This is a genomic window from Ligilactobacillus sp. RTP31139st1_D10_RTP31139_211217 (assembly GCF_040226755.1).
In the GTDB taxonomy this organism is placed as follows: domain Bacteria; phylum Bacillota; class Bacilli; order Lactobacillales; family Lactobacillaceae; genus Ligilactobacillus; species Ligilactobacillus animalis.
Map to the genome: position 1 here is coordinate 14684 of NZ_JBCOAR010000015.1, position 13752 is coordinate 28435.

General features: G+C 42.1%; 12 protein-coding genes. 4 read left to right on the plus strand and 8 right to left on the minus strand.

Annotated features, from left to right (window positions below; translation table 11 throughout):
• Nucleotides 1–138: 138 nt before the first annotated feature.
• The 4 genes from gltX to ABT996_RS08720 form a co-directional block, all read right to left on the minus strand.
• Nucleotides 139–1629 carry a glutamate--tRNA ligase gene (gene gltX, locus ABT996_RS08705; protein WP_010688528.1) on the minus strand — a complete coding sequence of 497 codons (1491 nt, stop codon included), beginning with the start codon at nt 1627–1629 and terminating at the stop codon, nt 139–141.
• A gap of 88 nt (nt 1630–1717) precedes the next feature.
• Nucleotides 1718–2827 carry a PIN/TRAM domain-containing protein gene (locus ABT996_RS08710; protein WP_010688529.1) on the minus strand — a complete coding sequence of 370 codons (1110 nt, stop codon included), beginning with the start codon at nt 2825–2827 and terminating at the stop codon, nt 1718–1720.
• An 18-nt stretch (nt 2828–2845) separates the two neighbouring features.
• A complete protein-coding gene (gene radA / locus ABT996_RS08715) occupies nt 2846–4216 on the minus strand; it encodes a DNA repair protein RadA (RefSeq protein WP_035448496.1) in 1371 nt (456 codons plus the stop codon).
• Nucleotides 4217–4291: 75 nt separating this feature from the next.
• Nucleotides 4292–4828, minus strand: coding sequence for a dCTP deaminase/dUTPase family protein (locus ABT996_RS08720; protein WP_010688531.1), 537 nt, complete (start codon nt 4826–4828; stop codon nt 4292–4294).
• Between the two features lie 136 nt (nt 4829–4964).
• On the opposite strand from ABT996_RS08720, the gene ABT996_RS08725 reads away from it, so the two are divergent.
• The 3 genes from ABT996_RS08725 (at nt 4965) to ABT996_RS08735 (ending at nt 7484) form a co-directional block, all read left to right on the plus strand.
• Complete coding sequence (locus ABT996_RS08725; protein ID WP_010688532.1) at nt 4965–5252, plus strand: GNAT family N-acetyltransferase; 288 nt, start codon at nt 4965–4967, stop codon at nt 5250–5252.
• A 24-nt stretch (nt 5253–5276) separates the two neighbouring features.
• Nucleotides 5277–5963 (plus strand): ribose-5-phosphate isomerase RpiA, encoded by a 687-nt coding sequence (gene rpiA / locus ABT996_RS08730; RefSeq protein WP_035448498.1) that lies wholly within the window; start codon nt 5277–5279, stop codon nt 5961–5963.
• 186 nt (nt 5964–6149) lie between these two features.
• Nucleotides 6150–7484: a C1 family peptidase gene (locus tag ABT996_RS08735; RefSeq protein WP_035448500.1), complete on the plus strand. Its 1335-nt coding sequence runs from the start codon at nt 6150–6152 to the stop codon at nt 7482–7484.
• Nucleotides 7485–7537: 53 nt separating this feature from the next.
• On the opposite strand, the gene ABT996_RS08740 is transcribed toward ABT996_RS08735, so the two are convergent.
• Both ABT996_RS08740 and ABT996_RS08745 read right to left on the minus strand, forming a co-directional pair.
• On the minus strand, nt 7538–8209 hold the full coding sequence (locus ABT996_RS08740; RefSeq protein WP_010688535.1) for a 2,3-bisphosphoglycerate-dependent phosphoglycerate mutase: 672 nt from the start codon (nt 8207–8209) through the stop codon (nt 7538–7540).
• 92 nt (nt 8210–8301) lie between these two features.
• Nucleotides 8302–9672 (minus strand): threonine/serine exporter family protein, encoded by a 1371-nt coding sequence (locus ABT996_RS08745; protein WP_010688536.1) that lies wholly within the window; start codon nt 9670–9672, stop codon nt 8302–8304.
• 230 nt (nt 9673–9902) lie between these two features.
• On the opposite strand from ABT996_RS08745, the gene ABT996_RS08750 reads away from it, so the two are divergent.
• Entirely contained in the window at nt 9903–11030 is a 1128-nt protein-coding gene (locus ABT996_RS08750; RefSeq protein ID WP_005917861.1) for an LCP family glycopolymer transferase, read from the plus strand.
• 242 nt (nt 11031–11272) lie between these two features.
• On the opposite strand, the gene ABT996_RS08755 is transcribed toward ABT996_RS08750, so the two are convergent.
• The gene (locus ABT996_RS08755) at nt 11273–12505 is read right to left on the minus strand and encodes a CHAP domain-containing protein (RefSeq protein WP_005917864.1); all 1233 of its coding nucleotides are present in this window, start codon (nt 12503–12505) and stop codon (nt 11273–11275) included.
• A gap of 167 nt (nt 12506–12672) precedes the next feature.
• A complete protein-coding gene (locus ABT996_RS08760; RefSeq protein ID WP_035448502.1) occupies nt 12673–13653 on the minus strand; it encodes a beta-ketoacyl-ACP synthase III in 981 nt (326 codons plus the stop codon).
• Between the last annotated feature and the right edge of the window lie 99 nt (nt 13654–13752).

Genomic DNA, 13752 nt, shown 5'->3' on the forward strand with positions numbered 1-13752 from the left:
CACGTTATTTTGAGTGTGGAGCAAGGCGTCTTGCTCCGTACGGATGTAAAATAAAAGGGCTGCAACTTTTGTCACAGCCCTGATTAAGCTGCCTTTGCGCAGACTGATGTCTTTTTTATCGCAGCTTGTTATTATATTCTAAGCTTTCATTTCAGCTAAAGTCTTATCCAAATGTTCCAAAACTTTTTGGCGACCTAAAAGCTCGATCGAAGGAGCTAATTCTGGCCCGTGCATTTCACGCGTCGTTGCGATCCGGATAGGCATGTAAAGCTTGCGCCCACGTACACCAGTATCTTTTTGGATCTGACGGATCATGTTTTGGATAGATACAGCATCAAAGATCGGTAATTCTTTTGCTTGCTTAGCAAATTCTTCCAACACGATCGTTGCTGACTCATCTGCTAATTCAGCCTTAGCTTCTTCATCTAACATTGGTGGTTCAGTGAAGAAGATCTCAGCCATTTCAGCTAATTGACCCGTATAAGACATTTGACGCTTATACAAGTTAACTAATTGACGGACCCATTGGATCTTCATCGTATCTGGATCTGCTTCGATCTTGCCCGCCTTGATCAATTGCTTCAAGGATGAATCTGTGATCTCATCACTATCAGCTGATTTGACATATTGGTTGTTGATCCATTCAAGTTTCTTACCATCAAAGGCTGCTGGTGATTTACTCAAACGTTTTGGATCAAACATCTTGACAAAATCTTTTTGTGAGAAGATCTCAGATTCACCCACTGGCGACCAGCCAAGCAAGGTGATGAAGTTAAACATTGCTTCTGGCAAGTAACCTAATGAACGGTATTGTTCGATAAATTGCAAGACAGATTCATCGCGCTTGGAAAGCTTCTTACCTGTTTCGGAGTTGATGATAAGTGACATATGCCCAAAGACTGGAGCTTCCCAGCCAAAAGCATCGTAAACAGCCAATTGTTTTGGTGTGTTAGCCACGTGATCATCCCCACGTAAAACGTGTGTGATATTCATCAAATGATCATCAACAACTACCGCAAAGTTGTAAGTTGGCATTCCGTCGCGTTTTTGGATCACAAAGTCGCCCCCAATAGTATCGGAGTTGAAGCTAACTTTACCCTTAACGATATCATCCCATTCGTAGACCTTATCATGTGGTAAACGGATCCGGATAACTGGTTTTAAGCCCTTTGCCTTAGCTTCTTCTTGTGAAGCCTTGATCTGATCATCCGTCATACCTTCGTATTCGTAGATATAACGTGGGGCTTCACCGTTAGCCTTTTGTTCTTCACGTTGCGCTTGTAATTCTTCTTCTGTCATGTAAGATTCATACGCTAGACCCTTGTCCAATAATTCTTGGATCAATGGTTGGTAGATATCTTTACGTTCGGATTGACGGTAAGGACCATATTTACCTGGTTTATCTGGGCCTTCATCCCAGTCGATCCCTAACCATTTAAGGTTATCGAGCTGGCTTTTTTCGCCGTCTGCAATATTACGTTTAGTATCCGTATCTTCAATTCGTAAAACGAATGTCCCTTTATTGTGACGTGCAAATAAGTAGTTAAATAACGCGGTTCGTGCATTACCGATATGCAAATGCCCCGTTGGACTTGGTGCATAACGAACGCGAATCTTATTTTTTGCCAATTTAAGCGCCTCTTTCTTGTTATTACTTTACATACCCTACAATTTTACAATGAATAAGGTAAAAAATAAACTACTCTAGGCTAATTCCTTAGTTTTTTTCACGTAACTTCTTCTTAGAATGGTAAGGTTTCGCAAAGATCATCCGCCCAGCATCGGTCTGGATCGCCGAAGTAACTTCAACTTCGATCGTCTTGTTCATGTAATAACGCCCATCTTCGACCACGATCATCGTACCATCATCGAGATAAGCGACCCCTTGTTGACGCTCAGTCCCATTTTTGATCACCATGACGTTCAACCGTTCACCTGGGATCACTCGCGGTTTGAGTGACTTAGCCAAAGCATTGACGTTTAAGACCTTCACATTTTGAAATTCACTGACTTTATTCAAATTATAGTCATTAGTTACGATCACCGCATCTAACATCTTAGCGAGCTTGATCAGTTTTGAATCGACTTCTTGAATATCATCAAAATCGCCTTCATACATCTCAACTGGCACGATCTTTTCATTTTGTAACTTGTTCAAAATGTCTAGCCCACGGCGCCCGCGAACACGTTTGATGCTATCACCTGAATCAGCGATATATTGCAATTCATACAAGACAAAGTTAGGTACGACTAAAGTCCCTTCTAAAAAGCCAGTCTTGGCGAGATCATAGATCCGACCATCGATCAAAATGTTAGTGTCTAACAATTTGTATTTATAGAAATTGTCGCCTACTTTACGTTCTAAAACGTTATTTTCTTCGGCTTCTTTTTTCTTAGATCGTGCCGAGAACAACTTCGGCAGATCGCCTAGTCGTGTGCGCCCTACGAACCAGCCGAGATAGGCAAACAAGATCATCACGATCACTGGCAAGATCGTATTGATGAAGAACAGTGGTGATTGCCAGAAAAGCGTTGAGATCAGGACCGCGATCACAAGTGACACAATAATTGCAATACTCTCAGAAATGATCGCTTCGGTCTTTTGTTTAGCCAGTGTCTCTTCGACTTTTTTTAGCGCCCCTTCAAGTGGTTCAGCTAAGATAAATGAGCATAGCATCATTAAAACCAACCCGATAAACATATTTACGATCGGATTATATAAAACTTGTATTTGAATGTTTAATAGGTTCCACAGACCGGGCAAAAAGGAATACCCTGCCCCGATACCGAGGAACGCAAAGATCAATTGGATTATTCGTTTGCGCATGTATTAATTACCCCTTTCTTAAAAAACATGCCGTAAAGCTTCACTGATCGTCTTAACGCCAACCACATCGATATTAGTTGGCAATTCCAGACCATTTAAATTATTTTGGGGAATAAAGACCCGTTTAAAGCCTAATTTAGCTGCTTCAGATATTCTTTGGCCGATCCGGGTCACCCGTCTGATCTCACCGGTCAAACCTAATTCACCGATAAAACAATCATCTGGTGCAGTTTGTTGGTCACGATAACTCGACACCAAACTCATCGCGATAGCTAGATCGATCGCTGGTTCGTCTAATTTAACGCCCCCAGCTGCTTTCAAATAAGCATCTTGATTTTGTAAAAGTAGCCCCGCCCGCTTTTCGAGCACTGCCATGATCAACGAGACCCGATTATGATCTAAGCCCGTCGTTGTTCGCTTAGCATTGCCAAATGCAGTTGGGGTGACTAACGCTTGGATCTCCGCTAAGATCGGCCGTGTTCCTTCCATTGAGACCACGACCGCCGAACCAGTTGCGCCACTCAAGCGCTCTTCTAAAAAGATCTCGGATGGATTAGGTACTTCAACTAGACCACCATCGCGCATCTCAAACACGCCGATCTCATTAGTCGAACCGAAACGATTTTTGACTGCCCGTAAGATCCGGTAAGTGCGATGCATATCGCCTTCAAAGTACAACACCGTATCGACCATATGCTCTAAGATCTTCGGTCCGGCGATCGCGCCACCCTTAGTCACGTGACCAACGATAAAGATCGTGATCCCATTTGTCTTAGCAATTTGCATCAAAGCAGCGGTCACCTCGCGGATCTGCGCCACACTTCCGACTGCTGAAGTAACTTTTGGCATCTGCATCGTTTGCACCGAGTCGATGATGACATAGTCTGGTTTTAAGTCTTCGATATTTTGTAAGATACTTCCCATATTGGTCTCGGGGTAAAGGTAAAATTCACTACCTGAGACTCCCAAGCGTTGGGCACGCATCTTGATCTGGTTGGCACTTTCTTCACCCGAAACGTAGAGCAATTTCCCCCCTTGATCGGCTAAACTTCCCGAAACTTGTAAAAGTAACGTTGATTTACCGATCCCAGGGTCGCCCCCGATCAAGACCATTGAACCAGGAACGACACCGCCACCTAAAACACGATTCAATTCACCGTTTTTCGTATCAACTCTAGGTGTCTGTGAGATCTCGATCGTGTCGATCTTTTGTGGGGTATTCGTTGTTCCTGTCAAAGTAACGCGTGGGGCTGCTTTAACGGTCGCACTTTTTTGTTCGACTTCTTCAACTAAAGTGTTCCATTCGCTACAGTTAGGACACCGCCCCAAATAGCGTGGTGATACATAGCCACAGTTTTGACATACATATCTAGTTTTGACTTTTGCCATAATTGCCCCCCTCTACTTATAAAATATTAGTATACCCGAAAATCATTAAAAAAATTATAAGATATCTTTAAATTCCTAACGTCCTGATGAACCAAAACCGCCAGTTCTCTTAGCTAAAGGCGCTGCTTCATCATCAGCCAAAAGATACGGTAAAAAGATGCCTTGGCCTAATCTTTCGCCCTTTTTGATCACTTTGTCCGTCAGCCCAAAATTGACCAATTGGAAAAAGATCTCGCCTTCATTGTTATCATTTCCATAATAATCAGCATCAACGATCCCGACTCCATTTGGCAAGATCAAACCGTGTTTTAATGGATTGCTGGAGCGGTTGGCCAACATCAAGAACTCATCTGGTTGCATATAAGCCTTGATCCCAGTCGGCACAAGGTATGGCTTTAAGACCTTATTAGCGGCTACTAGATCTTCTTTTGTGTACTCTTTTTGTTTGCGTAACGCATGTAAGACCTTCAAAAAGTTGCGTTTCCAAATACTTGGTAAGACAAAATCTTTAGCTGCACAAAAATCATAGCCCGCTGCATTTTGAGTTGCTCTAACTGGCAACGTCAGATCTTCACCTTCATATTTTGAAACGATTTCAAATCCTCTTTTCATTTCTCAAACCCCATTCATTTTAGTAGTTGTCAGCACTATATTTATGATACCATTAATTTTGAAGGCAAACAGCATTTCACATTATTTAATGTTATGTTTTTTACCGCTGATAATTATTTAATTTGGGGTGATAGATATGGATTTCATCTGGCAAGACGACCAACTAATTTGTCAAAACGAGCAGCAAGAAATGCTCGGTAACATTGGCTTTAAAATGATCAACAATGACCAAACTTATGTTATCGAACGTACTTTTGTCGCTGAACAAGCACGCGGCCAAGGACTTGCAGAAAAGATGACCGTCTTCTTTTTAGAGCACGCAAAGGTGCAAAACAAGACGATCCTACCTTTATGCTCTTACACGCAAAAATATTTTGCAGCTAATCCTGAACTTGAACACTTATTATTCAAGCAAAATAAATAAGTTAAATCTGAAAGGGTCTTTTACATGAATCAAAATGAACTAAAACGTCTGGTAGGCGAAAAATCAGTTGAATGGGTCAAAAATGGCATGATCGTCGGCTTAGGTACCGGCTCGACCGTCCGCTACATGGTCGATGCTTTGGGACGCCGGATCGCAGAAGAAGATCTTCAAATAACTGGCGTGACGACCTCAAGTGTTACGGCTAAGCAAGCAGAATCCTTAGGCATCCCTTTGATCTCAGTCGATGAAGCTGACCATATCGATATCGTGATCGATGGTGCCGATGAGATCTCAAGCGATTTCCAAGGTATCAAAGGCGGTGGCGCTGCCCTTTTGTTTGAAAAGATCGTGGCGGTCAACTCCACTAAAGTCCTTTGGATCGTGGATGAAAGCAAGATGGTCGATAAATTAGGGGCTTTCCCATTACCAGTTGAGGTCATCCCATATGGCAGCCAAAAATTATTCGACTGTTTTGCGGCTAAAGGCTTGAACCCGACTTTCCGCAAACAAGAAAACGGCAGCCTCTTATTGACCGACTCCGATAATTACATCATCGACTTACATCTCGAACAGATCGATGATCCACACGCTTTAGCCGAATATCTCATCCACCAAGTCGGGGTCGTTGAACACGGTCTTTTCTTAGACATGGTAAATGACGTGATCGTCGGCAAACAAGTTGGTCCTGTGGTCTTACATGCTCGTGACTAGTACATTTTACAAAAAGAAGCACATTTTTGGTGCTTCTTTTTGTGATTCAGTTAAAACTTGTAACTTTTATCACCATAGACTAATATTAAAAACTTTAGATTTAATAATTTAAAACTAATTACTTGTTTACTTATAGCTAAAAGAGGACTACACTATTAGTAGTTCATTAAAGGGGGATGATTTCCAGTGACTAAATCAATCAGCACTGCGCAACTTAAAAATTTTAAGAATTTACTTGAAAAACGTAATGATCACCGTGTTCTTGAACGGACTGTAACACAAAACGGGATCTTAGCTTCCAGCCGTGACTACCGGGCAGAAGTGAACACCACACCTGTTTTCTCGATCGATCTTGATACAGGTAAGGTCGCTAATCAGAAACAATCCGGTCGTTGCTGGATGTTTGCTGCCTTGAATACTTTGCGTCATGACCTACGCAATCGCTTGAATCTACCAGATGATTTTGAATTATCGCAAAACTTTACATTCTTCTGGGATAAACTTGAAAAAGCGAATTATTTCTATGAAAACATCTTAAAAACAGCCGGTTTCCCAACCTCTGACCGCAAAGTTGCGTGGTTGTTATCAATGCCACAACAAGACGGTGGTCAATGGGACATGATCATGGGCTTGATCGAAAAATACGGCGTTGTGCCAAAGTCTGCGATGCCAGAGACCCACAACTCCTCAGCTTCACGTGAATTCAACTCACTTTTGAACCTTAAATTGCGTAAAGATGCCGTCTTATTGCGTGAATTGGTTCAAAACAAAGCAACTGAAGCTCAGATCGAAACAGAAAAAGAAAAAATGTTAGCTGAAGTTTACCGTATGGCAGCTTACAGCTTTGGTGAACCACCGGCAACATTTGATTTTGAATATCGTGATAAAGATAACAACTATCACCTTGATCGTAACTTGACGCCAAAAGAATTCTTCGATAAATATCTCGGTTGGGAAACCAAAGATTACATCTCAGTGATCAACGGACCAACAGATGACAAGCCATTCAACCACATGTACACCGTTGATATGTTAGGTAACGTCGTCGGTGGGCGTGAAGTCCGGCACTTAAACGTTGATATGGATACCTTCAAAAAATTAGCTATCAAGCAATTGGAATTAGGCGAAAGTGTTTGGTTCGGTTGTGATGTCGGCAAATCTTCTGACCGCAAACAAGGGATCATGGATACTGAACTCTATCACCGCGATCAACTTTTTGATGTCGATCTGGCAATGTCAAAAGCAGAACGCTTAGATTACGGCGAAAGCTTGATGACCCATGCCATGGTCTTGACTGGCGTTGATCTCGTTGATGGTCAACCTAAGAAATGGAAAGTTGAAAACTCTTGGGGCGATAAAGTCGGGACAAAGGGCTTCTTTGTCATGACAGATGACTGGATGGATGAATATTGCTACCAGATCGTTATCAACAAGAACTTCTTACCTGATGAATTAAAAGAAGTTCTAAAAGAAGAACCTAAAGTCTTAGCACCTTGGGATCCTATGGGTTCATTAGCTTAATGATATAAAAAGATCTCACTGAAGTTTTGAGTATAACTTCAGTGAGATCTTTTTTATAATGTCGTTTTAGAGATGATCTGTAATTTCTCGTCTAATTCATAGATGATCGGCGCTGCATTAGCAACTTCGACCCCATCGATCCCTGTATCAGAGATCGCTTCTAGGTATTTGATCAACGCCCGTAAAGTACTACCATGAGCCACGATCAATTGATCTTTTCCTTGCAGCACTCGCGGAGCAATATGGTCGACCCAGTAAGGGATGATCCGGGCTGAAGCTTGTTTTAAGCTCTCAGCACGGGGGACGATCGTTTTAGGATACCTTTGATAACGGCGATCGCTTTGTGGTTTTTCCAACAAAGGCGGGACAGCATCAAATGAGCGACGCCACAAAGCAACTTGCTTTTTACCATAAAGTTTACGGGTATAGTCTTTATTCAGGCCCCGCAATGCGCCATAATGTCGTTCATTTAAACGCCAAGTTTTGGTGAGTGGTAAATAATTTTGCCCTAACTCAGCTAACACGATATCGGCTGTTTTGATCGCACGTTGCAAAACTGATGTATGTACGTGCTCAAACACGATCCCCGTTTGGCGTAATTTTTCCCCAGCTATTTTAGCTTCTCTGATACCTTGGGCTGTCAAAGGTGAATCCGACCAGCCTGTATATTCGTTTTCTTGATTAGCTAAACTTTGCCCATGCCGGATCAATACTAACTTTGTCATCCGTCGTTTCCTTTCCAATTGATCTTACTTCTACTACTATAACGAAAAAAGAAGCGTCAAAAAAGGTCTGTCGCTTCTTTTTTATTAAAATATCAATCACTATACCGCCATTTTGGATCCGTCAAGATCCGAGCTGCGATCAAGCCCAATGGTAAAGCCAAGACGATCAAGGTCGCTTGGGTCAACCAATATGCCCCCACACTGATCGAATTTAAGCCGATGTTGTACACCGCTCGATACATATAGAGCCCCGGGACCATGATCACGATCGCAGGTACTGTCAAAGAAATGCGAGGGTAACCAGCTTTTTTACCTAAGATCGAAGCTAACAAGCCCGCCAGCAAGGCTCCAGCAAAAGCAGCCGCTGCAGGCGGAACATTGGTAAAATCGACCAATTCCAAACGTAACGTATTCGCCAAGGCCCCGATGATCCCCGCAGTCGAAGCTAGTTTAGGTGAACTATTGAACATCAGAGAAAAGCCAAAGACCCCACAAAAACTAGCCGGTAGTCTTAACGCTAGCAACTGCCAAGAAGTGAGTTGCAAGGGAATGAAATCTTCAGGCTTAAAGTTGATGCTCATCGCAGTCAGCCAACCGACCATCGTAGCAACGATAATGATCGTCAAAGCATGTGCCATGCGTTCCAAGCCTGAACGCATATCAAGTTTAGCGATGTCTAGCCCACTCGTGATAAATGGAAAGCCTGGGATCACAAACAACATTGCCCCAATATAGCCCGCTTCGTGGCGACTAGAAACCGAAAATAGTGCTTCGATCCCCCGAAAAGAGACCATGTACATCAAACAGGCCACTGCCACACTGACAAAGATCCCCGCAAATAAAGTGATCTTGTGCTGATTCATTTTAGCACGCACATAATTACCAAAGCCCGCCCCGATAAAGGCACAGATCATTTCGATCAGACCACCACCAAGCAAAAAGACAAAGGCACCGCAGGCAAGAGCGGCTGCTAGACCTAAAACAGGTGGTTTATATAGGCCTGATTTAGCCCGGATCTGATCGATCAAATAATGGATATCTGAGATCGTCATCTGCCGACCGTGGCGTTCGAATTCTCGCACGAACCACTCAAGATCAGTCAACTTACTCGTATTGACCCCTGAAGTCGCTAGTGCCAAAGTTTGAGTGTAACTCTCATCGAGTTCGACACAGGTGTATTCGATCGAGACTAACCCCACATCAGCCGTACAGGTCAACCCTAGAACGCGGGCAATACTATTCATTGAATTTCTAACGCGCCAGGCCCCAGTTCCACAGGCGAGCATCAAGATCCCGATCCGTCCAACGATCGCAGCTCTCTCCTTTAAACTTGCATCAATTGCCAATTCATCGCCGGCATCTCCGATGAATTCGTCCCATCGGATAGTCATATGGTGATGCTTGGATAATGGCGCACGTTTTCTTTTAGTAGCCTTCTTACTAAAATTTTTCTGCTGTTCCATTTTATCCTCCAAACTATCAATGTAAATTACCGTTTTATTTTCACGGTTTTGTAAACAATATGTAACATTACCGATTATAGCACAAAATCCCTTTATTTTCGGGCTTTTTACGAAAAGAAATATTTGACTTAAATCTTAATTTAAATTAAAATTCCTTCCTAAACCTTATATTTTATGTCCAAACGTGTATAATTCAATTGAGAGAGCATAAAAAATAAGGAGCACCATATATGAATAATGAAATTGAACCGCGATCGAGAAAAAGTTCGTCCTCGCATGTCAAAAAGCGTGATCCCAAATTACGCAAACGGATCTGTTGGACTTTACTGGCATTGACCTTGATCGTTTTTTGGGGAGCTGGAACTTACATATATCACATTCTAAATTCAGCTAAAGATACGTTAGACAAGACCTACAACGGTTCAAATGTAACTAAGAGTCGCGATGTTTCCTCTGTCCTAAAAGACAAGCGTCCGATCTCAATCTTACTACTTGGGACCGATACAGGTGATCTCGGGCGCGATGACACCGGGCGAACCGATACGATCATTGTCGCTACTCTAAATCCCGAAACTAAGACGACTACTTTAACAAGTATCCCCCGCGATACTAAAGTCAGAGTCCCAGATTCGATCAATTCATATGATAAAGTCAACTCAGCCTACACGATCGGTGGGGTCTCAACTGCGATCGAAACGATCCAAGATACTCTTGATATTCCGATCGATTACTACGTGTTAGTCAATATGCGCGGGTTGACGCAGATCGTTGATGCTGTGGGTGGGATCACGATCAAACCACTACTTACTTTCAAGTATGAAGATGCTGACGTAACTAAGGGCAAAACAGTAACGATGAATGGGAAACAAGCTTTGGCTTACTCACGAATGCGTTACGATGATCCGGAAGGTGACTACGGTCGACAAAAACGGCAAAAGCAAGTTATCGAAGCCATCGTTAATAAATCACTTTCTGTTTCGGCGGTTTCTAACTATCAAAAATTACTTAAATCGATCGGAAGCAACATGCAGACCGATCTAACTTATGGCGATATGATCACGATCGCAACTAGCTACAAAGACGCTGGTCAAACGATCGAATCTAACGTGCTACAGGGACAAGATACTATGCTAGATGGACTTTCATACCAAGTCGCATCTGCTTCTGAAAAGAAAAAAGTCTCGGATGCGATCCGTAAACAACTTGGCTTAGAGGCTTCGAAGAAGAGCTTTGACGATGAAACGTCTCTCACTAATTCGACTGGTGGTTCTACCTATCAGACCACTGATGATCCAACGACTTACACCAATGACTATGGCGACACTTCTTCTGATTACACTGGAAATTATGCTTACTAATTAATATCTTAAAGACACGCTCCAATAATTTGGGACGTGTCTTTTTGTGTATGCTCATAAACGCTAGATAGTTGCATTTACAAGTGTTTATGAGAGTTCTCAAGGGAGGGGTTAGTCTTTCGTTTATTATAGCTGCAAGACGTATTTGGGCACCTTTTACTTATCTACGCTATATTTTCAGCATACAAAAAAGCTCATTGAAAATGAACTTGTCATTTTCAATGAGCTTTTGAAAACTTATCTTAACGGTGGATGTAGATATAGCTACCTGCACCAGAGATAGTTTGTGTGTTAGGACCAGCTGGATTGCTGAAGCCCATACCGCCTTGGCTGATCGTTACAGAGTTGCCGTTAACAGATTCAACGTAAGCAACGTGTCCGTAAGCACCATCAGCTGTCCATTGACCACCAACGGATTGGCCTGGTAAGAAGACGATGATCGAACCAGCAGCTGGTGAATGGTCTACTCTAAAGCCAGCAGCTGCTGCAGATGAACCCCATTGGCCACCATTGCCCCAGTTATTGCCAGCCCAAGGAGCAACTTGTTTTACGTACCATGTACATTGACCCCATGGATATGTGTTACCAGCTACGATACCATGTGTACTACCATCACCTTGGCTGATACTACCAGCGTTAGAACTTGTAGCTTCTGGTGTTGCTTTAGTTTCAGTAGCTTTGTTATCATTGTTGTTTGACTTGTTGTCATCTTTCTTAGCGTCAGCAACTTGTGCAGTTGCGTTTGCTTTATCTTGAGCAAGTTTAACTGTATTTGCAGCTTCTTCATATTGAGATTGTAAAGCAACTAAAGTAGCTTTGTTATCTTCGATCTTCTTGTTCAAGTCAGCTTGTTGTTGATCAGATTTTTCTTTCATTGATTTCAAATCATTTTGTTTTGTTTCAAGTTCAGATTTATCTGATTGCAAGTTAGCCTTTGTCTTTTCTTGTTCATTCAATAATGCTGTGTATTGATCTTTTGCTTCTTTAACATCGTTCAAAGCTTCTTTGTTAGCTTTGTTCAACTTGTTAACTGCAAAAGTACGTGAAACTAAGTCAGAGAAGTCTTCTGAGTTGATCACGAAATCAAGGTAGATGTTACCACTAACTGTATCGCCAGATTTCTTTTGTAAAGCAACTAATTGGCCTTTAAGTGCTTCTGTACGTTTTTCAACTTCGACCTTAGCACCTTCAATCTGACCATTTAACTGGTTGATCTTTTCATTTGATTGGTCGATATCAGTCTTTAATTTTTCGATCTTTTCAGTGTTATCTGAAATTTGTTCTTGTAACTTAATGTTGTCAGCATTTGCTGATGCAATATCTTTTAATAATTTATCTGTTTCGCTCTTATTAGTATTGATCGCATTTTGAGTATCAGATACAGTATCTGCACTCACTGCTGTTGTTGTGTTTAAAACAGACACAGCCAACATACTAAGTGCGACTGTACTTGTGATTACTTTCTTTAAAAACATAATTTTGGATACCTCATCGATTTATTTACTTTTCATAGTATACACTAGTAAGATTACAGAAATGTTACTCTTAAATTACATATTTGTGCTTATTTATCTAGCTTATGTTACTTAGAAACACGAAAAAACCCGTGTTTGTAACATTACATCCACGGGTCAAATACACTTTATTTACCAAATTCACTTAGATCTAACAAGATACTGCCATAGGCTAACCCGGCACCAAAGCCAGTCAGCAAAACTTTTTTCGGCCGTTTTCCCTGCGCTAAAGCTTGCGCCAAGGCTAACGGGATCCCTACTGAAGAGGTATTTCCCGCTTCAGTAACATTGATCGCAAACTTGTCTAGATCCAAAGCTAAATGTTGCGCAATATTTTCGATCAACCGCAAATTAGCCTGGTGCGTGACCACTAGATCAAGGTCAGCTGGCTTAACAGCATTATCTGCCAAAAATTCATCGATATGAGCAGTAACATCATTTGTTACAAAATTGTAAACTGCCCGTCCATCTTGATAGAATGCATCCAGCTGTGGATAATTGTCGGCAGCAACTTTTTGGAGCGGTTCAACGCGTCCGCTGTGGATAACCTCAGTGTTACCTTGTGTGGCGAGCTTTTCAGCTAAATAAGCTGTTTGGCCGGCACTTTTTTCTAAGATCACACCCGCTGCGCCATCTCCAAAAAAGACGGCTGAGGTCCGATCGGTAAAGTCCATCATCTTGGAATTAGTTTCCGCACTGATGACCATTGCCCGCTGATACATTCCACTGTAGATAAATTTTTCAGCTGTTGCCAGTGCAAAGATAAAGCCCGCACACGCTGCGGACAAGTCATACGCAAAAGCATTGCTAGCTTGAATATTTTTTTGGACGATCGCTGCTGTTGCTGGAGTTAAAGCATCTGGGGTGATCGTCGAGACGATAATCAGATCGATCGCGGTCGCATCTAACTTGGCTTGTTTCAATAACTTTTGAGCGACCTTCGTAGCTAGATCTGACGTATTTTCAGCGATCGCATAGTGCCGTTGCTTGATCCCAGTGTGGGACACGATCCATTCATCGGATGTATCCATCAACTGACTCAATTCATCATTAGTCACTACCTTTTCAGGAAGATACCCCGCACTTGCGGTAATTTTTACGGCTGTCATAGTAGGCCCTCTTTCCAAAATATTTATCATTAGCTTTATCATAGCATATCGTTTTGTGGACAAACTAACTCTTTGCTTTTATCCACAAATGAAAAAACA

Bases quoted from the DNA above. Each gene is read 5' to 3' on its own strand.
- ABT996_RS08760 (WP_035448502.1), bottom strand. From the start codon at position 13,653: ATGACAGCCGTAAAAATTACCGCAAGTGCGGGGTATCTTCCTGAAAAG.
- radA (WP_035448496.1), bottom strand. From the start codon at position 4,216: ATGGCAAAAGTCAAAACTAGATATGTATGTCAAAACTGTGGCTATGTA.
- ABT996_RS08755 (WP_005917864.1), bottom strand. From the start codon at position 12,505: ATGTTTTTAAAGAAAGTAATCACAAGTACAGTCGCACTTAGTATGTTG.
- rpiA (WP_035448498.1), top strand. From the start codon at position 5,277: ATGAATCAAAATGAACTAAAACGTCTGGTAGGCGAAAAATCAGTTGAA.
- ABT996_RS08750 (WP_005917861.1), top strand. From the start codon at position 9,903: ATGAATAATGAAATTGAACCGCGATCGAGAAAAAGTTCGTCCTCGCAT.
- ABT996_RS08745 (WP_010688536.1), bottom strand. From the start codon at position 9,672: ATGGAACAGCAGAAAAATTTTAGTAAGAAGGCTACTAAAAGAAAACGT.
- ABT996_RS08720 (WP_010688531.1), bottom strand. From the start codon at position 4,828: ATGAAAAGAGGATTTGAAATCGTTTCAAAATATGAAGGTGAAGATCTG.
- ABT996_RS08740 (WP_010688535.1), bottom strand. From the start codon at position 8,209: ATGACAAAGTTAGTATTGATCCGGCATGGGCAAAGTTTAGCTAATCAA.
- ABT996_RS08710 (WP_010688529.1), bottom strand. From the start codon at position 2,827: ATGCGCAAACGAATAATCCAATTGATCTTTGCGTTCCTCGGTATCGGG.
- ABT996_RS08725 (WP_010688532.1), top strand. From the start codon at position 4,965: ATGGATTTCATCTGGCAAGACGACCAACTAATTTGTCAAAACGAGCAG.